The 21,000-nt window shown below is 38.4% G+C and carries 20 protein-coding genes and 2 tRNA genes; 4 read left to right on the top strand and 18 right to left on the bottom strand.

All coding sequences use genetic code 11. The features are described 5' to 3' along the window. Positions 1 to 186: 186 nt before the first annotated feature. A complete protein-coding gene (locus HF964_RS00180; RefSeq protein WP_168721037.1) occupies positions 187 to 1,089 on the top strand; it encodes a YitT family protein in 903 nt (300 codons plus the stop codon). A gap of 8 nt (positions 1,090 to 1,097) precedes the next feature. Further along, positions 1,098 to 1,367: a hypothetical protein gene (locus HF964_RS00175; protein WP_168721036.1), complete on the top strand. Its 270-nt coding sequence runs from the start codon at positions 1,098 to 1,100 to the stop codon at positions 1,365 to 1,367. 141 nt (positions 1,368 to 1,508) lie between these two features. On the opposite strand, the gene HF964_RS00170 is transcribed toward HF964_RS00175, so the two are convergent. From HF964_RS00170 to HF964_RS00150, 5 genes are all read right to left on the bottom strand, one after another. Then, on the bottom strand, positions 1,509 to 2,465 hold the full coding sequence (locus HF964_RS00170; RefSeq protein WP_168721035.1) for a DMT family transporter: 957 nt from the start codon (positions 2,463 to 2,465) through the stop codon (positions 1,509 to 1,511). Between the two features lie 143 nt (positions 2,466 to 2,608). After that, positions 2,609 to 2,932 carry a hypothetical protein gene (locus HF964_RS00165; protein WP_168721034.1) on the bottom strand — a complete coding sequence of 108 codons (324 nt, stop codon included), beginning with the start codon at positions 2,930 to 2,932 and terminating at the stop codon, positions 2,609 to 2,611. Between the two features lie 185 nt (positions 2,933 to 3,117). Beyond that, on the bottom strand, positions 3,118 to 3,306 hold the full coding sequence (rpsU, locus tag HF964_RS00160) for a 30S ribosomal protein S21 (RefSeq protein ID WP_168721033.1): 189 nt from the start codon (positions 3,304 to 3,306) through the stop codon (positions 3,118 to 3,120). 109 nt (positions 3,307 to 3,415) lie between these two features. Next, positions 3,416 to 4,342 carry a deoxyribonuclease IV gene (locus tag HF964_RS00155; RefSeq protein WP_168721032.1) on the bottom strand — a complete coding sequence of 309 codons (927 nt, stop codon included), beginning with the start codon at positions 4,340 to 4,342 and terminating at the stop codon, positions 3,416 to 3,418. A 107-nt stretch (positions 4,343 to 4,449) separates the two neighbouring features. After that, the gene (locus tag HF964_RS00150) at positions 4,450 to 5,328 is read right to left on the bottom strand and encodes a YitT family protein (RefSeq protein ID WP_168721031.1); all 879 of its coding nucleotides are present in this window, start codon (positions 5,326 to 5,328) and stop codon (positions 4,450 to 4,452) included. 186 nt (positions 5,329 to 5,514) lie between these two features. Between HF964_RS00150 and HF964_RS00145 the strand changes: the two genes are divergently transcribed. Then, a complete protein-coding gene (locus tag HF964_RS00145; RefSeq protein ID WP_168721030.1) occupies positions 5,515 to 6,366 on the top strand; it encodes an N-acetylmuramoyl-L-alanine amidase family protein in 852 nt (283 codons plus the stop codon). Positions 6,367 to 6,442: 76 nt separating this feature from the next. Here HF964_RS00145 and HF964_RS00140 read toward each other — a convergent pair whose 3' ends face one another. Continuing rightward, positions 6,443 to 7,882: a 6-phospho-beta-glucosidase gene (locus tag HF964_RS00140; protein ID WP_168721029.1), complete on the bottom strand. Its 1,440-nt coding sequence runs from the start codon at positions 7,880 to 7,882 to the stop codon at positions 6,443 to 6,445. 220 nt (positions 7,883 to 8,102) lie between these two features. Between HF964_RS00140 and HF964_RS00135 the strand changes: the two genes are divergently transcribed. Beyond that, the gene (locus tag HF964_RS00135; RefSeq protein WP_168721028.1) at positions 8,103 to 9,137 is read left to right on the top strand and encodes a lyase family protein; all 1,035 of its coding nucleotides are present in this window, start codon (positions 8,103 to 8,105) and stop codon (positions 9,135 to 9,137) included. Positions 9,138 to 9,332: 195 nt separating this feature from the next. On the opposite strand, the gene glyS is transcribed toward HF964_RS00135, so the two are convergent. The 12 genes from glyS to nusA all read right to left on the bottom strand — a co-directional run bounded on the left by glyS (position 9,333) and on the right by nusA (position 20,990). Beyond that, positions 9,333 to 11,420, bottom strand: coding sequence for a glycine--tRNA ligase subunit beta (glyS, locus tag HF964_RS00130; RefSeq protein WP_250786659.1), 2,088 nt, complete (start codon positions 11,418 to 11,420; stop codon positions 9,333 to 9,335). Continuing rightward, positions 11,420 to 12,358: a glycine--tRNA ligase subunit alpha gene (gene glyQ, locus HF964_RS00125; RefSeq protein ID WP_168721026.1), complete on the bottom strand. Its 939-nt coding sequence runs from the start codon at positions 12,356 to 12,358 to the stop codon at positions 11,420 to 11,422. The genes glyS and glyQ overlap by 1 nt, the downstream gene beginning before the upstream one ends. A 340-nt stretch (positions 12,359 to 12,698) precedes the next feature. Beyond that, positions 12,699 to 12,779, bottom strand: a tRNA-Tyr gene (locus tag HF964_RS00120). Positions 12,780 to 12,927: 148 nt separating this feature from the next. Continuing rightward, positions 12,928 to 14,043 (bottom strand): MFS transporter, encoded by a 1,116-nt coding sequence (locus HF964_RS00115; RefSeq protein ID WP_338091070.1) that lies wholly within the window; start codon positions 14,041 to 14,043, stop codon positions 12,928 to 12,930. Positions 14,044 to 14,274: 231 nt separating this feature from the next. After that, positions 14,275 to 14,355, bottom strand: a tRNA-Tyr gene (locus HF964_RS00110). Between the two features lie 86 nt (positions 14,356 to 14,441). Beyond that, complete coding sequence (gene ribF, locus HF964_RS00105) at positions 14,442 to 15,383, bottom strand: riboflavin biosynthesis protein RibF (RefSeq protein ID WP_168721024.1); 942 nt, start codon at positions 15,381 to 15,383, stop codon at positions 14,442 to 14,444. A gap of 21 nt (positions 15,384 to 15,404) precedes the next feature. Continuing rightward, positions 15,405 to 16,319, bottom strand: coding sequence for a tRNA pseudouridine(55) synthase TruB (truB, locus tag HF964_RS00100; protein ID WP_250786658.1), 915 nt, complete (start codon positions 16,317 to 16,319; stop codon positions 15,405 to 15,407). A gap of 174 nt (positions 16,320 to 16,493) precedes the next feature. Continuing rightward, complete coding sequence (gene rbfA / locus HF964_RS00095) at positions 16,494 to 16,847, bottom strand: 30S ribosome-binding factor RbfA (RefSeq protein ID WP_168721022.1); 354 nt, start codon at positions 16,845 to 16,847, stop codon at positions 16,494 to 16,496. A gap of 47 nt (positions 16,848 to 16,894) precedes the next feature. Beyond that, positions 16,895 to 19,165: a translation initiation factor IF-2 gene (gene infB / locus HF964_RS00090; RefSeq protein ID WP_168721021.1), complete on the bottom strand. Its 2,271-nt coding sequence runs from the start codon at positions 19,163 to 19,165 to the stop codon at positions 16,895 to 16,897. A gap of 7 nt (positions 19,166 to 19,172) precedes the next feature. Then, positions 19,173 to 19,493 (bottom strand): L7Ae/L30e/S12e/Gadd45 family ribosomal protein, encoded by a 321-nt coding sequence (locus HF964_RS00085; protein ID WP_246220214.1) that lies wholly within the window; start codon positions 19,491 to 19,493, stop codon positions 19,173 to 19,175. Further along, a complete protein-coding gene (gene rnpM, locus HF964_RS00080) occupies positions 19,483 to 19,782 on the bottom strand; it encodes an RNase P modulator RnpM (RefSeq protein WP_168721019.1) in 300 nt (99 codons plus the stop codon). The genes HF964_RS00085 and rnpM overlap by 11 nt, the downstream gene beginning before the upstream one ends. Positions 19,783 to 19,817: 35 nt before the next feature. Then, positions 19,818 to 20,990 (bottom strand): transcription termination factor NusA, encoded by a 1,173-nt coding sequence (gene nusA / locus HF964_RS00075; protein ID WP_168721018.1) that lies wholly within the window; start codon positions 20,988 to 20,990, stop codon positions 19,818 to 19,820. Between the last annotated feature and the right edge of the window lie 10 nt (positions 20,991 to 21,000).

The raw sequence follows: 21,000 nt of genomic DNA, 5'->3' as shown, positions 1-21,000 counted from the left end.
CTCCATTCTTTGTGTACAATTTATTACTTAATATCATACCAATTCTAACACTAAAAATAAATGCAGAAGCGTGCTGATTTATTTATTGATTATAATAGTAAAATATTGTTTATGTATTTAACGACTTTAATTATTAAAAATGCTAGAATTAGAATTATACATAATAAATTTTTTAGGAGGCGTTCAATGGTCCAAGAAAACGAAAAAATTCGCCTTGTCGACTTACTAATGTTCACCATCGGAACGGCAATCTATGCTTGGGGATTGGTTAATATTAACATTCCTAACCGCCTTGCTGAAGGTGGTGTTACTGGGATTACTTTAATCTTACGAGCATTGACTGGTTTTGATCCAGCGATTGCCACGTTAGTCTTAAATATTCCACTAGTTTTAATTGGGTGGCGGATTTTAGGGCGTAAATCATTAGTTTATACTTTATATGGTATTTTTGCATTATCATTTTGGATTTACGTCTGGCAAACTTTCCCATTCCAGTTGAATTTACATCACGATATGTTCATTTCCGGAATTATCGCGGGGTTAATTGCCGGAGCTGGGCTAGGAATAGTATATAAATTCGGTGGTACAACTGGTGGAACTGATGTTATTGCGCGAATTTTAGAAAAAAAATATGGCATTCCTATGGGAAAAAGTTTGCTATTGCTTGATATCACCGTCATGATTTTATCATTGGTCTACATCGATATTCTACACATGATGTATACCATTCTGGCATCTTACGTTTACTCACGTATTGTAGCGATTACCCAAGAAGGTGCCTATACTGCACGAGGGGTATTAATTATGACTGATAAGCCCGAAGAAATTGTGAGTGCCGTTTATAGTGAGATGAATCGCGGAGCTAGTTATTTTAATACTGAAGGATCATATACTCGCGAGCCTCGGTTAACTGTTTATGTCGTCGTTTCCCCAAGTGAATTACATCAATTACGTCAACTAATCGCTCGCATCGACCAACGGGCCTTTACAACCATCCTTAATGTTCAAGAAACGCTAGGTGAAGGGTTCACTTATAATCGACCACGTAAACCACTATTACCAAAAGTTAAGCCTAATTCAAAGCGCTAAGGAGTTATATGTTAAATTTTGATTTAGCGGATCTATCACATTTAGTACAAGATAGCCACCTAACTTTAGAGACGCGTATGGCTTTAATTCTCTTACATCATGGTTTATCAATTGATGAACTATATTCACAGTCAACCTTACCTAATTATGATTGGGTTGCATTTGAAAAACCATTTGTAAAAATCTTTAAAAAAAGTCATCCCGCAGCACCTTTTGCAACCATCACTGAACGTCAATTATTGGCTAATCTAGCACCTTTCATTAAAAAAAGCTTGTGATATAACTAGTTTTTAGTAATAATTTATTGTCAAAGCGTACTCCAAAAGTCTGATACATTAAAAAATACCCCTCTTAAAGAATCTTTCTTCAAGAGGGGTATTTTAATAGTTGTCGCTATAGACTAGCTTCTGGTACATTTTTTAGATGATTCCCTTAATAATTAAGACACCAACTAACATAATTATAATACCAAATACTTGTAATCGTTTTACTGGGCTCTTAATTGATCGCCATAGTCCTAATTGTGTTACTAATACTGAACCAAATATTTGCCCAATTAATGAGGTTGTTACTGTTAAGCCAGCCCCGATAATTGGTACTAAAATAACTGTCATTAATACAAATGTCGCTCCTAAAATACCACCAATCCAGCCCCACTTTGGCATTTTCTTAAAGGCAGTTAAGGGAATATGTATCTTATGATCAATAACTAGTGTAACTACTAGAATTACTAACCACGATATTAAAAAAGAAATAAATGTCGCTTGGACGGGACTGTCAACAACCTGACCTAATCGACCGTTAATTGCTTGTTGGATAGCAGAAAGCATGCCCGCAACAACTCCCCAAAGACGCCACAAGGCTAGATTAGCTGGTGTATCTTGCTTTTTTAATTCATTTTTATAAATTTGCTCTGCTTTAGTTTTATTAGCCAAAACAACTGCTACAAACATCCCAATTAAAAGAATTCCTACACCTAATAATCGGGTGCCTGTAATTGGAATATGTTTAGCACCAAATAAGCCAAATGAATCAATCACTGTCCCCATTAATACCTGACCCAAAATTGGTAAAATAACTGTTTGAACAGCTCCAAGTTTGGGAAATAATAGAATATTTGACGTTAAATAAATTGCTGCAATTACTCCACCAAGCCAAAGCCACCACGGATTACTAGCAATCTGCGTTCCCGTTGGTAAAAGTTGATGCCCAGCTAGTAAAGTTACAATTCCAATATAAAACGTTCCAATTGAAAAAGAAATTAAAGATGCAACATATGGTGAAATAACAAAAACTCGTAAATATGCGTTAACGGGATTTTGATTAGCCAATACAACCCCTGCTAATATCCCAAATACCATAAACAACAAAATCATTACATGAGCCTACTTTCATAAGATAATTTTTTGCTATCTCAACTATAATCTTTTTGAGAAAAAAAGCAAAAAAATTACTATTTGTTAAAAAAGATACTAGCAATTTTTGCTAGTATCTTTTTTACTCATGATTAATTATCATCCTATTCAGTTACTTCCAAGCGTTCGGGATGCTTGTAAGCATCTAATTTAATTTTGTCTAAATGTTGCTCAAGATATTCGATAAAATCCGCTTCGCTAGCAAAGACGCGCGGGTTATGTTGACCGTGAATGTGCAAATCTAATTCAGTAATTTTTAGCTTACCAAAAAAAGTGTATCGGTATTTTACAATTACCCGCGAGTTTTTCTTACTATCTCGGCCAAACTTCAAAACATATGTCCGCTCAGTGCCTAGCAAGGGACGAATGAAGTCTTGATGATATTCGAAATCATGTTGCCGCAACCAGTTTTTTGTTTGTTTTAACATGCTATTAACTCACTTTCATAAAAAATCTATCATTACATGATAGCCTATTTATGTCCATATTACAAGCAATTGAATCTTTACAATGACAAAAAAGGAAGATCCTAATAAATTAGACTCTTCCTTTTTCGTATTAGTGTTCTTTGTCTTTCGACGCAGCGTACACTTTCTATTAATAGATAGCTCTATTAGAAACGGCTCTTCTTGTTTTTACGCTTACGAGCTGCTTCAGACTTAAGCTTCTTCTTAACAGATGGCTTTTCGTAGAATTCACGCTTACGGTATTCTTGTAAAGTACCATCCTTAGAAACGCCACGCTTGAAACGACGAAGTGCATCATCAAGAGATTCGTTTTTACGAACGACTGTCTTTGCCATGAAATACACCCCCTCTCAGTTATATGTAACATCCATAACCTAAGTTCCAAATGCTCGATTATTATTATCGCAAATATTAAAGTTCAAGTCAATTCAAAAAATAATTATTTTAAAGTTCTGTCACAAGCGGACCTTCTTGCCAACCTGGAACTAACTTTTCCCGGAATTGACGGTCAAATTCTCCGGATTTAAGCATAGCAATTTCAGCACCATATGGTGCTACTGCAGTTTTTTTGTCCTCCCCAACATACGGAGTTTCCATAATTTTAGTTAAATTCTCCAATTGCGGATGAAAAACAACATCATGCAAGGCTTGATAACCAATGTACCCAAAGCCAATATTTTCATGGCGATCTTTATGGGCCCCTTGTGGATTTTTAGAGTCATTAACGTGAATTACACCTAATTTATCAAGCCCGACAATTTTATCAAACTGATTCAAAACTCCATCAAAATCTTCACGAACATTGTATCCAGCATCATGAATATGACAGGTGTCCATTGTGACACTTACCTTATCGTTGTAGGCTACTTTATCTAAGATAGCTGCAATTTCTTCAAATGTTCGTCCAACCTCAGTCCCTTTACCAGCCATAGTTTCAATGGCAATACTAATCTTTTGCTCAGAAGTAATAACCTCATTTAAGCCTTTAGCAATTGAAGCTATAGCGGCATCAGCCCCAGCTCCAACATGGGCACCTGGATGAAGTGTCATTTGTAATGCACCTAATGCTTCAGCACGTTGGACTTCAGCTTTAAGAAAATCAACCCCAAAAGTAAATTTTTCAGGTGCAATCGTATTTCCCAAATTAATAATATATGGTGCATGCACAACTATTTCTGCTAAATCATGTTCCGCCATATAAGCTTGACCAGCCGGGATATTCATCTCACTAATATCCTTGCGACGGGTATTTTGTGGTGCTCCTGTGTAAATCATAAATGTGTTGGCACCGTAACTTGCGGCCTCTTTAGCTGATCCGAGTAGCATTTCTTTACCACTCATCCCTACATGTGAACCTAAACGAACAACCATATTTTTCACCTATACTTTCTACAATGTCTACGGTGTATTATACCAAAAATCGTTTGAATAATAAAAGCTAGGTCCCTTTTTAGCGACCTAGCTTGACAATCGTTTTATTATAATTTTGGTTCGTAGAAGTTTCCTTGAATCTTATCAACCCGCCACATTGACATAAAGGCGTGGGCATCAGATTCTGCCAAAGCTTCGGTAACTTCATACTGCTCATATTGCGAAATAACCGTAAACAAGACATCTTTATTATCATGCTTATAAGCACCCTCTGCACCATGGATAATCGTAATTCCACGACGCAAATGATTTTGAATTGAATCAACTACAGTTTTAGGACGATCAGTAATAATCATAATTTGCATCTTTTGCTGACGCGTATAAACCGTATCTATTACCCTAGCATTAACAAAAACTCCGATAGCTGAATAAAAAGCAAATTGCCAACCAAAAACGACACCTGCAGCCACCATAATGAAGGCGTTAAAAGTCATATTCACAAGTCCCATGCGCATCCCGGTCCGTTTACGAATTAAAATACCTATAATATCCAAGCCACCAGTTGAAATACCATTACGTAATGCTAAACCGGTAGCAAATCCATTTACTAAGCCACCAAATATAGCATCTATTAACGGATCGTGTGTAAGTGTTACTGGTTTATCAATTACCCGAATCATAATCGATGCAAGTACGACAGCGATAGTGGTAAAAATAGCAAAGCGTCGACCAATAGAACGCCATGCTGCAACAATCAAAGGAACGTTGAAGACAAATAAGAAAATATATACTGGAATATTAAAGCCAAATAGGCCTTGTGATAAAGAATCAAATAGTTGTGCTAATCCAGTAATCCCAGATGAATAAATATGACCAGGCGTCCAAAAATAATTTAAAGCTACGGAAACCATCACGGCATAAATAAATGCCGTTCCAATTCGGCCAATATATAAGTGTCTATCAAAATAATTCTGTATATCGCGCATACTGCAATCCTTTTAACAATTTATAGTAGTATCAATTCGTTAATTATACAATATCCCGCTACTCCCTGAAACGTTACATTCAAAATTAATTAATAAATCTTGATATTTCAGCTTATTTATCGCACCAACAATTATTTTGTGGTAATCTTGTTTTTTAAAGTATGTTAAATAATTGGAGAATCTCGGATGCAGACATATATCAAAAAAAACTTTATCCCTCTCACGATTGTGGCGGTATTTAGCATTTTCACCTTTGTAATTGCTTTTATTTTATTAAATAAGAATCAAGAAACTGTTGCCCTCAATAAAATCCCCATCCATGCGGGCCCTTCACGAACTTCTAAAACAATTGGCTTTGTTACTAAAGGAACTAAATTAAAAGTTGTTAAGCAAACGAACAATTGGGCGCTTGTTCGGCAACCAAACGAAAAAATTGCCTGGTTACCAGTCTGGTTATTGCATCGAAAAACCCCATTAAAAGCTCTCACGCCATTAGCCGAGACAACTATCATGCTTGATGCTGGTCATGGTGGCAATGACACTGGAGCTCTTTCTAATACAGGTCAATTTGAAAAAACTTACACTCTAAAAACAGCTAAATTAGTCCGTGATGCACTCGAACCTTACGGTGTTAATGTTATAATGACACGGACAAGCGATCATATTGTTTATCTTGATAAAATTCCCAAAATTGCTGAAGCTCACCATGCTGATGCCTCAATCTCATTTCATTTTGATTCATCCCCAGCTGCCAATACTGCTAATGGCCTAACGGCTTATTACTATCATCACAATAACGGGTCATTCAATCTAGCATCAGCAATTAATGGCCAAATGCATAATTTGCCGGTTGTAAGTCGTGGCGTTGAATTTGGTAACTTTTTAGTAATTCGACAAAATACCTTACCAGCAATTTTACTTGAAAATGGTTACATTAATAGTGATCATGATTTCAAATACATTCAACAAGCTAGTTATCGTCAAGCAATTGCTGATGATGTCCTATTAGGTTTAGAGCAATATTTTAAAACCCATTAACAATGTTCGTTTAAAAAATTGGACACATTAAAAAAGCCCCTGAAGATTTTTCTTCAAGGGACTTTTTAATATATTTTTACAATTCGGTACCGTTAGTTTTGATTACATTTTGATACCAAGCAAAGCTATCTTTCTTATAGCGTTTACCAGAACCTTTACCAAAATCATCTAAATCAACATATACAAAGCCGTAGCGTTTCTTCATTTCACCTGTTGACGCAGAGATAATGTCAATTCCAGACCATGGCATGTAACCAAAGACTGGTAGCCCATCAAGTACAATTGCTTCTTCGACGGATTTAATATGGTTTTTGAAGTAGTCAATTCGATATGGATCATGGATCATACCATCTTCGAGCTTATCAAAAGCCCCAAAACCATTTTCAACGACAATCATTTTTTTGTGCCAACGATCCCACATCCAGTTAATCGCATACCGAATCCCAACAGGGTCAATTTGCCAACCCCAATCTGATTGAGCAAGGAATGGATTATCACCGTGATTCTTTTCCTCATCATATTCATATAATGGATTTTCAGGATCTGAAACCGTCCATGACATGTAGTATGAGAATGAAACAAAATCAACGGTGTTTTCTTTAAGAATCTTTTTATCTGCTTCAGTAATATCAATATTGATATTTTTTTGTTCAAAGTATTTCAATAACCATGTTGGATATTCACCAAGTGCATGGACATCACCCCAGTAGTAACGCGTTTGCATTGCTCGTTGTGACATCATAATGTCTTTAGGATTTGATGTGGCTGGATAAACTGGATTCATGGCAATCATGCAACCTACTTCTAAGGCTGAATTAATCTCATGCGCAGCTTTAGTAACTAAGGCTGAAGCCACCAATTCGTGGTGGGAAGCCAAGTACATTAATTCTTGGGCTTGCTCTTCTGGACAGTCCTTCAAACCTGAGTCTTGTAGTAAATGATGAGGATTCATCCAAGAAGTTTGGTTATTAATTTCATTAAACGTCAACCAGTACTTAACCCGGTCGCCATATCGAGTCATCACGGTTTTGGCATATTTAACGAAGAAATCAATCACCTTGCGATTACGCCAACCACCATATTCTTTAACAAGGTGCAATGGCATTTCAAAATGACTTAATGTAATCACTGGTTCTAAGCCATGTTCAATCATTGAATCAATCATCTGATCGTAAAACACCAACCCAGCTTCATTGGGCTCATCTTCATCCCCATTTGGGAAAATTCGCGTCCAAGCAATTGATGTCCGAAATGCATTCATCCCAAGTTCTTTGAATAAATCAAAGTCTTGTGTATAAGTATGATAAAAATCAATGCCGCGGTGATTTGGATAATTACCATCTGGCAACACTGTGTCTGTTACTTGACGGGCAACGTGATTTTCACCGGCTAACATAACATCCGCAATTGACACACCTTTACCATCAACATTCCAAGCACCCTCAAGTTGATGAGCAGCTACAGCTGACCCCCAAAGGAAATCATCTGGTAATTTATATCCTGAATCATTTTGCATTATAATAAGCCTCCTCAGATTACATTAGTTTTACTAAGAACAATTTAATTATAATTTATCTTCCTAACAAAAGAAAGCGTTTTCATATTTTTTACAATAATCTTTTATCCCTTCTCAAACTGGCACTTAACGCCACTACAAATGCACATCACTTTACATATACTAAAATAAGTTCTATTATTAAGTAAAAACTAATGTATTTTTGAAAGAAGGACAATTAATGTTATTAACTAATACCGCTGAAGAACCTGTCTCCCCGATTATCGAAGCACCACAATTGCTAAATCCATTAGCAATGACTGGACCAACCATGCCCATTCAAGTTGTGCGTGCTTTACTCCATACTAAACGGGCAGCTGCACGTTGCAATATTGATGCCCGTGCCCTTGATGCTAATGTCGGTGCACTAATTATTCAAGCATGTGAACAGCTATTATCACAAAATAATATTACTATCGCCAAATTATTCCCCGTACACATCTATCATGATGATGCCGATTCACAAATCAACACGCGTGTTGATCAGTTAATTGTAGCTACTTGTACTCAAATCAATCCATTTGTTGCCGTTAAAGCAACTGATATTGAATGTTCACAAGTTATAGCAGCCACTTTCCCAACCATTACTAATGTGGTAGCAGCAGCTGCAGTTAATCATTTAATCTATCAGATTCGTCAATTAGTAACAGATCTTCATCAGCTTGAAAGTTCCGGCATGACAGCTCCATTATTGCAACATATTGCGCCCAAACATCGGGCTCTTAAGTTAGCAACTTGGCTTAAAACAATCGAAAATGACTTACAAAGTATTAGTACCGCTTATCCGCAATTACTTGAATTACCAATCAATCATGCACCACTTCCTATCCAACGTGATATACCTGTTAATTTCGAAGATAATTTAGCTAAAAATATTAGCTTGGCCTATAACATCACCTTTAATGCTGGTAATAAATTTTTCACTAAACCCGCTCACCTTGGCATTGCTGATGTTCATAATACTATTCATATCATGGTAACTGATTTACGAACGATTATTAACGAAATTACCGCAGCAGGCTATGGCTCAACACCAGATGCATTAGCCGTTACAGCTGTTAAAATCATGGGCAATGATGCTAGTATTGCAATGGCGATTGCTCAATCACAACAAACATCGGCATCGCTTAAACCAATTGTCATCACTAATTTCTTAGAGTCATGTACATTATTAAGTAGCTTGCTTGTTCAAATACAAGTTAATATGCAACGTTAAGCCGATTAAATGCAATAGAATTTATATAAAAGGTGCTACGATATAACTATTTTTAGTAATAATTTGCAACTAAAATATGTTCCAAAAGCTCGATATATTCAAAATACGACAGCAGCCTCTCTGAAGAATTCTTCAGAGAGGCTGCTGTCGTATTTATTAGCATCGCCCGACTTCTGTCACGTGTGCTTTTTAGTTTTATTTAACAATCAAATCAGTCAAGTTACCAAACTTGTTGGCAATTGCTGCGATTTGAGCAACTTGATTCAAGCGATTTTGACGCACAGCGGCATCTTCACTCATAATCATCGTTGCTTCAAAGTACGTTGCAATGGTTGGTACAAGACTTTGGGCTTCAACAAAGCTGTCAGCTAATGAACTGGTTGCCAAAATTGGTTCAAGGGCAGCCACAGCATTGTGCAAGACACCTTCTGAATCATTATCAAACAAGCTTGCATCAACTGTGTATGGTGCTTCAATCGGGTTTTGCTTGTTCAAGCGAACGGCCCGCGTGAAGGCTTCGACAAAGTCACGGAAGTTAGCATCATCTTTATGTGCTTCTAAGACATGGGCTTGCGCAAACATCGTTAAGATATCGTTGCTGTCACCGTTAATCACCGCTTCAATGATATCGTGACGCGTATTTTGACCGTTAAGTAATTGTTTTACCCGGTCAACCATAAATGAAGCAACATCAGTATTAACATCGCTTAAAGCCGTTTGAACAGCAGCTGGTAAGCCGGTGTTATCACTAGCAAGGCTTGCAATCAAACCGGCGTTAATCGCTGCTAAATCAAGCTTCCATTGCTTATCACGTAAAATCCGCACAAATCCAAGGGCTTGACGACGAAGCGCATATGGGTCATTGGCTCCAGAAGGAATCATACCGGCGGCGAAGAATGAAAGAATCGCATCGTATTTATCAGCTAAGGCAAGGACGGCCCCAACGGTTGAGACTGGTAAATCACCTTCAGCGGAAATTGGCATGTAGTGTTCGCGAATGGCTGTGGCTACTGCGGCATCCTCACCAAAGATTGTGGCGTATTTTTCACCCATAACCCCTTGAAGTTCTGAGAATTCACCAACCATGCCGGTTACTAAGTCAAACTTGTAAATTTCACTGGCGCGGGCTAATTGTGTCAACTCAGTCGCTGACATTTGTAATTGCTTACCAATGATTTGCGTAATTAACTTAACGCGTTGCATGTGTTGGGCAACCGAACCAATTTTATCGTGGAATGAAAGTTTTTCAACGCGACCCATGTAATCAGCAATGGTTTGCTTTTGGTCTTCGTTGTAGAAGAATTTGGCATCTTCAAGCCGGGCAGTCAATACTTTTTCGTTACCAGCAATCACGTTATCGATGTGTTCGCTGTTACCATTACGCACCCCGATAAAGAATGGCAATAACTTACCAGCCGCATCAGTTACGTAGAAGAACCGTTGGTGTTCTTTCATTGAAGTGATTAAAACTTCATCTGGGACCGCTAAGTATTCTTCTTTGAATGAGCCGGCAAACGCGGTTGGCCATTCAACCAAGTTATTTACTTCTTCAAGTAAGTCGGCATCGATATCAATGGTCCAAGCTTTGCGAGTAGCAATCGCTTCAATTTGGCCTTTAATAAGCGCTTTACGTACACTGGCATCAGCAATTACAAATTGATCTTTTAATGCTTTTTCATAACTTAATGCATCTGTAAATTCAACTTCTTGACCTAAGAAACGATGACCACGTGAAGTCCGGCCAACGCTTGTTTCAAGAATTGAGAACGGAATTAATTCGTTATCTAACAACGCTACTAACCACTTGATTGGACGGACGTATTCAAATGAGTTGTTGGCCCACTTCATCGTTGTTGGGAACGTCATGGCCATAATCACATCTTTTAAACCAGGAAGAACTTCTTCAACCGGCTTACCCGCAATATGCTTCGTAACATAGACGTATTCAACCCCTTTTAATTCCTTAAAAGTGATGTCATCAGTTGTCAACCCTTGGCCACGAACAAAGCCTTGAGCGGCTTTTGACCAGTTACCTTCAGCATCCAATGCAATCTTTTTGGCGGGACCTTTAGCTTCTTCATCAATATCTGGTTGATTAGCTGCAATGTCTAACACTTGCACAGCTAACCGACGAGGAGTTGAGAATGGTTTAATTTCACCATAAGTAATCCGATTATCATCAAGAAATTTACCCACCCGCTTAACCAATTGTTCAATACTTGGTGTTACCACGTGGGCCGGAATTTCTTCTAAGCCAATTTCTAATAAAAAGTTTGCCATAATTACTTAGCCTCCTTGTTTGTTTCTTCATCGTCGGCCAAGTATTTGGCACGTAATTCTTCATCTTTTAACAATGGGAAACCAAGCTTTTTACGTTCAGCAACAAAGGCCTTCGCCACGGCGCGGGCCATGTTCCGAATCCGACTTAAGTAACCAGCGCGTTCCGTAACTGAGACACTACCACGGGCATCCAATAAGTTAAAAGTATGTGATGATTTTAAAATGTAGTCGTAAGCTGGGTGCACAAGCCCTAAATCAAGCAAGCGCTTAGCTTCGGCTTCAAAATTATCAAACATGCTCAAAAGCATTTCTTGGTTTGATTCTTCAAATGAGTATTTTGAGTGTTCAAATTCAGGTTCTTTGAAGATGTCACCATAAAGAACCCCATCAGCCCATTCAAGATCGTAAACAGTTGGTACATCTTGAATGTATGATGCAAGCCGTTCAAGACCATAAGTAACTTCTGAAGTCACCGAATCAACTTGAAGCCCCCCCACTTGTTGGAAGTACGTAAATTGGGTAACTTCCATTCCGTCTAACCAAACTTCCCAACCAACACCGGCCGCACCCATTGAAGGGTTTTCCCAGTTATCTTCAACGAACCGAATATCGTGTTCTAATGGTTCAATACCAAGTTCACGTAATGAACCCAAGTATAATTCTTGAATGTTATCAGGTGATGGCTTCATAACCACTTGGAATTGGTGGTGTTGGTATAACCGATTAGGGTTATCACCGTATCGACCATCCGCTGGCCGCCGTGAAGGTTCCACGTAAGCGGCGTTCCATGGTTCAGGACCGATGGCGCGCAAGAAAGTGTAAGGACTCATTGTTCCCGCCCCTTTCTCAGTATCGTAGGCTTGCATCAACATTGCACCTTGTTCAGCCCAGTATTGTTGCAACTTCAAAATAATTTGTTGCATTGACAATTTATGTTCCATCAGTCTTTCCTCCTAAGTTTTTGACAATAAAAAAATCCCTACGCCAACAGAATTGACATAGGGACGTTGAATTAACGCGGTTCCACCCTACTTCCTAACATCAATCAATGCTAGACAGCTTTTTGTGAATAACTAAAAAAGTGCCCGAGTTAACTAATCAACATCTGGCTCACACTATCCCAAATTCGCTGGCTTGATCAAAGAAAACTCGCTCTTTTCTCATCGTTATTAAAATATTAAGTTCATTGAATAATTATCGTACGCCAACCGAAACTTGTCAACATTTTCGCAATGATAATACAAAAAAAACCTGCAAATAAATTTGCAGGTTTTTATTCGATGGGGGAAGTAGGATTCGAACCTACGAACCCGAAGGAACGGTTTTACAGACCGGCGCGTTTAGCCACTTCGCTATTCCCCCGAAAGATTTAACAATCAATCGATAAATAATATATTACCAACATCACCTCCTTTCGTCAACACTTTTTGCAAAAAAAAATTAAAATTCTTTTTGACTTTGTTTCAAAAGGATAATTATTAAATCAGGACAATTCTCTCTATCCAATCACTTATACTTCAAAAGAGTTAATATTTTTATGCAAAATAACTAGCGGTATGAATAGCATAACTGTCAATACCGCATATATGCCCCACGAAATTTGCAGACCCACAGTTGCCGCAACGAAGCCAAAAAAAGCAATCATCACAACCGGTAATGTTAATGAAACCGAATTGATTAATCCTAATACTAAGCCAATTTGTGCATTTCCCAAATTGCGCATTAAATTACCATAAAATCTTGGTGTTATTTTAGCTAATGTGTATCCTAACGCCGCAACGGCAACTAAAATCAGTACGCCATTACCAATTAAAAACGTGACCGCCATCGTCCCTTGAACTAACAAATGCACCAATAATAAATGTGTTAAATTCAAGCGTTTAAAGATATCCGTTGTCCATAATGAACTCACAAACATCGCAATTGAGAAAGCTGATGTAACCAAGAAAAACATTTGACTAAAACCAAGGTTCCATAATGTAACATGATGCCGCAACGATAACACAAATAATACATTCGTTGACGCTGCTAACCCATTGATTACAATCAAATAAGTTAAAACCGATTTGATTCCAGGTAACTTGCGTAATTCTTGGATACCTAGGCGCACACGTCGAATAAAACTTGATGATTTTTGGTTTTGTTGCTTCTTCTCCTGATTTACTGCAGGTTCTTTAATATGTTTGCGGGCCAAAAATACAACTAAACCAGATAAAGCAAACGTGACGGCATTTAAAATTGCAAAAACGGAAAAATTATTATGCACTAACGTTAGTAATGCCAAGCCAACCGCCCCACCAATTAGGTCAATTAAAACGTTCATACTTTGAGAAAATTCGGACGCTTCCTGGAACTCATCACTCGCCAAGTTAACCTTCAATAGATGGCTATAAATCCCTGAACGAATTCCACCCAAAAGATCTGACAAAACATTCAAAAATAGAATCACCGTAATAACTAGCATCGTTGGTTGTTGAATAATTAAAGCCACAATCACATACATAATTGTTTGCACCCAACGAATCATCGCAAACGTTTTGATCTTATGCCTTGTACGATCCGCCATATCGCCAGTTACCGCTCCTAAGATAATCGGTACCCAATTCAAGATTGAGATAACTGTAATCCAAATTGCGGCATGCGCACCTTTATTAATATAAACAATAACTGCATCTTAAAAATTCCTTCTCTCAAATTCAATTAACATCATAGCGCTCATTACTCATTCCACATCAACTTTTTATTACAAAAAGATTATAAAACAATGAAAAAATATCATCATTATTTTTCAGAACACAGTTAATTTTATTTTAAAGCACAAAAAACCTGCAAATAAATTTGCAGGTTTTTTATCGGATGGGGGAGAGTGGATTCGAACCACCGAACCCGAAGGAGCGGAGTTACAGTCCGCCGCGTTTAGCCACTTCGCTACTCCCCCGAAGCAATCAACAAATAATATAATATCAAGAATTACATCTTTCGTCAATTGTTTTTTGTAACTTTTTTTGTTTTTGGCTAACTTTTTCACTTACTAGCAAAAAACGCTCGTACATCAACTTCATCTTGATGTAATTGATCAACTAATGCTTCTAGTCCGTTAAACTTTTCCATCCCGCGAACATAGTGACACCATTGAACTTCAACATTTTCACCATAAATTTCTTCATGAAAATCAAAAATAAAAATTTCAAGCGTCTTAGGTCGTCCTTCACCTATGGTTTGGTTATAACCAACTGAAGCGTCACCATCATACCACTTGTCGGCGATTTTAATCCGTACACCATAAACCCCCACGCCAGGAATTTTTTCATCAGCGGGGGTTAAGACGTTTGCCGTTGGGAAGCCAAGCGTCCGGCCAAGGGCTTCCCCATGAACAATCACCCCAGTTGTTTGGTACGTGTACCCTAGCATTTCATTTGCTAAATCAACATTTCCTGCTTCCAACACTTCATGAATGGTCCTTGAACCGATTTTCTCGTGATGAAAGTCTGCTTTGGGCACGCTAACAACTTCAAATCGGCCCGCAACAAATTCGGGTAAATGTTCCATATTTGCAACTTTGACGTCCCCACCGTACGTATGGTCAAAACCCGCCACTACTGCCAATGGATGGAGTGTCATTAGCACTTCATCCACAAACGCTTGTGGGCTCAATTTAGCGAGTTTTGAAGTAAAACTAACGCGATAGACCACATCAACCCCTGTGGCAGCAAACAGCTCATTTTGGCGCTTAATAGGACTTAAATATTGATATTGATTAGGCAATTTTTGAAAGACAATGTGAGGATGATGATCATAAGTCATCACCGCTAATGGGACTCCCTTAGCCGTTGCTAATTCACGTGCTTTAGCCAAAACCGCTTGGTGCCCTAAGTGAACACCATCAAAAAAACCCATCGCCAAGACAACGGAATTTGGGGCCGCAGCTGGTCGTGTAAATGGATATCTTAAATCAAAAGTTTCCATACTGTTACCTAATTATCTTTCTTAATCTTGATTATTGAAAATTTTCAATGGGCGATACAAATATTTCTCATCATCCCAATGATAAAGTGCTTTGGTATCATCTTGATAGCGCATCCGCACAACTGGTACTTGTACATCGAGCTCACCGCGCCCAAACCATGCGCCATTTTTCATTTTGGCCCAATGGGCATCAGTCATATCAACAGCTGGAATATCACCTAAAGCACGGTCAATTGGGAACATGATTGATTCAACTGTGCCTGCTTCCATTTTTTCAGCAATTTCACTTAACTTAACTGCTTGTGTTAAATCAAATCCGCCAGATTTAATTCGTGTTAAGTCCGTCATTGTCGCTGGTAAATCAAGTAATTTACCAAAATCAACCGCTAATGTCCGGACATATGTCCCTTTAGATGCATGAACTTCAAAATAAATAGTTTGTTGTTGCTTTTGGGCATCGTATTCACTTGCTTTAATTTGGGTAAACGCGCCAATTGTAACATGCCGCTCTGGACGTTCAACGCTTTCACCAGCCCGCGCATATTCATATAATTTCCGGCCATTGACTTTAACAGCTGAAAACATTGGTGGAATTTGCGTAATTTCCCCAGTTAATTGTGCTAAAGTTGCATCAATTGTGGCATCATCAAATGGTGTTACTACTGGTGCACTGGCAATCACTTCACCATCGAGATCTTCTGTCGTGGTCGCAAATCCCAACGTAATAGCACCGCGGTAAATTTTACCGGAATTAACTAAATACTCCACCGCTTTGGTAGCATGCCCAACTGCGACTGGTAATACCCCATCAACATTTGGATCTAAAGTTCCTGAATGACCTATTTTCTTAGTATGTAAAATTTTACGTAATTTAAATACTACATCGTGGCTCGTCATCCCACGTTCTTTGTAAACTGGAATAATTCCATCCATAATTTATCCTCACTTTTTAAAACATTCGCTATTAAGTATAGCGTATTTTGCCACAAAACGTGCTCGAAAAGATAGATAATCGTATAAAACACAAAAAAACGTGTACGAAATGTTTAATTTCATGCACGTTTTTTATTTTATTCGTTACCCAAATACCTCTTATGGCATTCTGTTTAACTAATCTTTGTTTAAGCCTCGCAATAATGCTTCAATATGATCACCATATTGAACTGACTTATCGCGTTCAAAGAATAATTCTGGAATTTTGTAAGTACTCAAACGAGCACCTAATTCACGACGAATTAACCCACTTGAAGCTTCAAGCCCAGCCTGAGCTTTCTTCCCATCAGACGCTAAATCTGAATAGATACTGTAGTAAATTGTCGCTTGTTGCAAGTCACCAGTAACTTCAACTCCCGTGACGGTCACGTCTTGAACACGTGGGTCACGGACACGCTTTAAAAGAATATCGTTTACTTCGCGTTGTACTTCTTGTGATAAACGTCCTACTCGATAATGTCCTTGTGGCATATGCAATCTCCTTTACTGTTAATAATCCAAAGTGATTACGCTTAAAATTAATCGCGTGGTACTTCAACCATTTCAAAGACTTCGATAATATCGCCGACTTTTTCATCGTTATAGTTTTCAATTGTTAATCCAAGGTCGTAACCCTTCTTAACTTCTTTAACATCATCCTTAAAGCGTTTCAATGATCCTAATGTACCTTCGTAAATTACGACACTGTCACGAATTAAGCGGATACTTGAGTCACGTTTAATAACCCCACTCATAACCATACCACCGACAATTGTTCCAACCTTAGAAACCTTGAACAATTCACGAATTTCAACGTTACCGATGATTTTTTCTTCAAATTCAGGTTCAAGTTGACCCTTCATCGCTGCTTCAATTTCATCAATAGCGTTATAGATAATATTGTGAAGACGAATATCAACTTCTTCATTATCAGCTTGTTGACGTGCCTGTGGTGTTGGGCGAACGTTAAATCCAATAATAATCGCACCTGATGCTTCAGCCAATGTGATATCTGACTCGTTAATCGCACCAACCGCCGTGTGGACGATATCTACCTTAACACCATCAACATCAATCTTACGGAATGATCCAGCCAAGGCTTCAACAGAACCTTGCACGTCAGCCTTAATAATAACTGGTACTGACTTGATTTCTTTATCAGCCATCTTGCTAAACAAGTCTGACACTGAAACCACGTTGTTACGGTGACGGTTAGCTAATAAAGCACGTTTAGCACGTTCTTCACCAGCGGCACGGGCAGTTTTTTCATCATCAAAGACGATGAATAAATCACCTGAATCAGGTACATCATTCAAACCAGTAATTTCAACTGGTGTTGATGGACCAGCTTCTTTAATCCGACGACCACGATCATTAGTCATTGTCCGAACACGACCGTATGTGTTACCCACAACAATAGGGTCTCCAACACGCAATGTACCTTGTTGAACAAGCAATGTAGCAATTGGTCCACGACCCTTATCAAGTCGTGCTTCAATAACTGAACCAGCCCCATTTTGCTTAGGGTTAGCTGTAAGTTCAAGCACATCAGATTGAAGTAAAATCATTTCAAGTAATTCGTCAACGTTTTGACCAAATTTAGCTGAGATCTTAACAAAGATTGTGTCACCACCGAATTCTTCTGGAATCAATTCATATTGCATTAATTGATTCATTACGTTTTCAGGGTTGGCACCAGGCTTATCAATCTTGTTAACTGCGACAATAATTGGGGTCTTAGCAGCCTTGGCGTGATTAATAGCTTCAATTGTTTGTGGCATAACACCATCATCAGCTGCAACAACTAAGATGGTAATATCAGTCACATCAGCTCCACGAGCACGCATAGCAGTAAAGGCCGCGTGTCCAGGAGTATCAAGGAAAGTAATGATGCGATCATCAGCTTTAACTTGGTAGGCCCCAATGTGTTGTGTGATTCCACCAGCTTCACCTTCAGTAACGTGTGAGTTACGAAGGTAGTCAAGCAATGTAGTTTTACCGTGGTCAACGTGTCCCATGATGGTAACTACTGGTGGGCGTGGTGTAGAGTTTTCAGTATTGTTTTGGGCTTCCTTGAAGAATTTATCAGTATCAGCCACGTCAACTTCGATTTTTTCTTCAGCCGCAATACCATAATCAGCAGCCAAAATTTCGATAGTTTCTGCATCTAAGCTTTGGTTTTGGTTAACCATTACTCCAAGCATAAATAACTTCTTAATGATTTCAGCAGTATCACGGTGAATTAACTTCGCAATATCTTGCACATTCATTCCAATTGAGTAAACTAATACTTCTGGAAGTGGTTGGTCTTTACGTTGTGGCAATACCTTAGCTGGGCCATGGTTATTATTGAAGCTACGTTTACCCTTCTTACCATGGCGGTTGTTACGGTTGTTCCCACCATTGTTATTCCAATCGTTGCGGCCACCACGGTTATTGCTACGATTGTTGTTGCTATTATTATTATTTCCGCGACTTGGGCGGTTTTCATTTGTTGATTTTGTGTCCATATTATCCACATTAACATTACGCTTTGAGGCGGCTTTTGCAGGCCGGTCAGCTGACTTTTGCATAGGTTTTGAAGGTTTCGTATTTGTGGCACTTACTTTAGCAGGCTTAGTTGACGCCTTTTTAGGGGCGCCTCCTTGATTACCTTTGTTACCAAAATATTCGCGTAAATAACGTTCTTCATTAGCTCCCATCGTTGACATATGGTTTTTGACGCTAAAACCTTTAGTTTCAGCAGCATTAACCATGTCTTTAGATGAGACATTCAATTCCTTAGCTAATTCATAGATCCGTTTTGCCATATATTGCTCACTCTCCTTTTTCTGTATTGTTAACTTCCTTTATCTTCTTTGCGAATCCTGCATTATCGATGGCATAGATTGATCGTGCCATTCCAGTTGCATCACTTAACGTTGCACGATCATAATCGGCAATGACTGCAACATTGTAATAGCTTGCTTTATCAGTAATTTTTTTAAACGTACTCTTTCCAGTATCGCTTGCAATTAATACTAATCGAGCTTTTTGGTTACGAATAGCTTTTAACACCATTTCTTCACCTGTAATCAATGCACCAGCGCGGCGTGCAAGACCTAATAGTTGTAGAACCTTTATTGCATTACTTGGCATCGCCAAACAATTCCTTTCGTGCTTGTTGATGATCAACATATGCAATTAGTTCTTCATAAAACTCATCAGTAATTTTAATACCAAGAGTCTTATCAAGAATACGCTTTTTGAAAGCTTGTTGTGCAATTGTTACGTCTAAACCAATGTAAGCACCACGACCATTAGCCTTGCCAGTCGCATCAATACTTACATTATTTTCATTATCTTTAACTACCCGTACTAAGTCCTTTTTAGGGAACATTTCACCGGTAACAACATCTTTACGCATGGGAATTTTCCGAGGTTTCACTGTTCTTTTCCTCCTCTTTCACTTTAGCTTATTGCTTATTCGGCATCAAATAAATCACTTGCAAAATCAGCATCAACACTTTCAGCTTCAACTGATTCTTCTACAGGTGCTTGCGGTGCAGCTGCAGCCTGAGCTACCTTTGCTTCATGTTCAGCGTAAAAGTTTTCAGCTTCTGATTCAGGCTTAATATCGATTTTGAAGTTAGTTAAACGAGCTGCTAAACGAGCATTTTGACCACGTTTACCAATCGCTAATGATAATTGGTTATCAGGAACAATAACTGTTACCGCACGATCATTTAATGGATCAACAATTACGTTTAGCACTTCTGCTGGATTCAAAGCATTAATAATAAATGTTGCTGAATCTTCAGACCATTCAACAATATCCATGTTTTCACCAGATAATTCAGTAACAACGGCTTGCACACGAACCCCACGTTGACCAACCATTGTTCCAACTGGATCCAAATCAGGATTGTTAGATTTTACCGCAATTTTACTACGGTCACCGGCTTCACGCGCAATACTCTTAATCTCAACAGTACCATCATATACTTCCGGTACTTCTTGTTCAAATAAACGCTTAACTAAGTCAGCATGAGTCCGTGAAACAAACACTTGTGGACCCTTAGCATTATTTTCAACTTTTGAAACCAAGACCTTAATACGATCATGCATTTGGTAACTTTCATTTGGCATTTGGTCTTGCTTAGTCATTACAGCTTCTTGATTTCCTGGAAGGGTAACAAATAAATAGCGTGCATCTTGTCGTTCAACTTCACCACTGATGATTTCATTTTCATATTGAGCAAATTTATCATATACAATGGCCCGTTCAGCTTCACGAACGCGTTGGATAATTACTTGTTTAGCAGTTTGAGCTGCAATACGACCAAAGTCTTTTGGAGTAACCTTAAAGCGGATTTCATCCCCGACTTCGTAGGCACGATTCATTTCCAAAGCTTCCTTTAAAGAAACTTGTGTGTTTTCATCCCAAATTTCTTCATCTTCAACGACTTCCTTAACGGCAATAACACTAATATCACCCTTCTTTTGGTCGAAACTCACTTCAACGTTTTGTGCTTGGTCATAGTTACGCTTGTAAGCTGCTTCAAGAGCTGCTTCCAATGATTCGATTACGATTGCTTTTTTTACGCCTTTTTCTTCTTCAAGGGCATCAAGAGCTGCAAGTAATTCTTTACTCATGATTTTTTAC

The sequence above is a fragment of the Periweissella fabalis genome (assembly GCF_012396505.1).
GTDB classification, from domain to species: Bacteria; Bacillota; Bacilli; order Lactobacillales; family Lactobacillaceae; genus Periweissella; species Periweissella fabalis.
Note: the sequence above shows the minus strand (reverse complement) of the source record. Positions and strands in the feature narration are given on the sequence as shown.

What these genes read in the sequence shown, in the direction of transcription:
- HF964_RS00180 (WP_168721037.1), top strand. Translation starts at nt 187, where the DNA reads ATGGTCCAAGAAAACGAAAAAATTCGCCTTGTCGACTTACTAATGTTC.
- HF964_RS00175 (WP_168721036.1), top strand. Translation starts at nt 1,098, where the DNA reads ATGTTAAATTTTGATTTAGCGGATCTATCACATTTAGTACAAGATAGC.
- HF964_RS00170 (WP_168721035.1), bottom strand. Translation starts at nt 2,465, where the DNA reads ATGATTTTGTTGTTTATGGTATTTGGGATATTAGCAGGGGTTGTATTG.
- HF964_RS00165 (WP_168721034.1), bottom strand. Translation starts at nt 2,932, where the DNA reads ATGTTAAAACAAACAAAAAACTGGTTGCGGCAACATGATTTCGAATAT.
- rpsU (WP_168721033.1), bottom strand. Translation starts at nt 3,306, where the DNA reads ATGGCAAAGACAGTCGTTCGTAAAAACGAATCTCTTGATGATGCACTT.
- HF964_RS00155 (WP_168721032.1), bottom strand. Translation starts at nt 4,342, where the DNA reads ATGGTTGTTCGTTTAGGTTCACATGTAGGGATGAGTGGTAAAGAAATG.
- HF964_RS00150 (WP_168721031.1), bottom strand. Translation starts at nt 5,328, where the DNA reads ATGCGCGATATACAGAATTATTTTGATAGACACTTATATATTGGCCGA.
- HF964_RS00145 (WP_168721030.1), top strand. Translation starts at nt 5,515, where the DNA reads ATGCAGACATATATCAAAAAAAACTTTATCCCTCTCACGATTGTGGCG.
- HF964_RS00140 (WP_168721029.1), bottom strand. Translation starts at nt 7,882, where the DNA reads ATGCAAAATGATTCAGGATATAAATTACCAGATGATTTCCTTTGGGGG.
- HF964_RS00135 (WP_168721028.1), top strand. Translation starts at nt 8,103, where the DNA reads ATGTTATTAACTAATACCGCTGAAGAACCTGTCTCCCCGATTATCGAA.
- glyQ (WP_168721026.1), bottom strand. Translation starts at nt 12,358, where the DNA reads ATGGAACATAAATTGTCAATGCAACAAATTATTTTGAAGTTGCAACAA.
- ribF (WP_168721024.1), bottom strand. Translation starts at nt 15,383, where the DNA reads ATGGAAACTTTTGATTTAAGATATCCATTTACACGACCAGCTGCGGCC.
- rbfA (WP_168721022.1), bottom strand. Translation starts at nt 16,847, where the DNA reads ATGCCACAAGGACATTATCGAGTAGGACGTTTATCACAAGAAGTACAA.
- infB (WP_168721021.1), bottom strand. Translation starts at nt 19,165, where the DNA reads ATGGCAAAACGGATCTATGAATTAGCTAAGGAATTGAATGTCTCATCT.
- HF964_RS00085 (WP_246220214.1), bottom strand. Translation starts at nt 19,493, where the DNA reads ATGCCAAGTAATGCAATAAAGGTTCTACAACTATTAGGTCTTGCACGC.
- nusA (WP_168721018.1), bottom strand. Translation starts at nt 20,990, where the DNA reads ATGAGTAAAGAATTACTTGCAGCTCTTGATGCCCTTGAAGAAGAAAAA.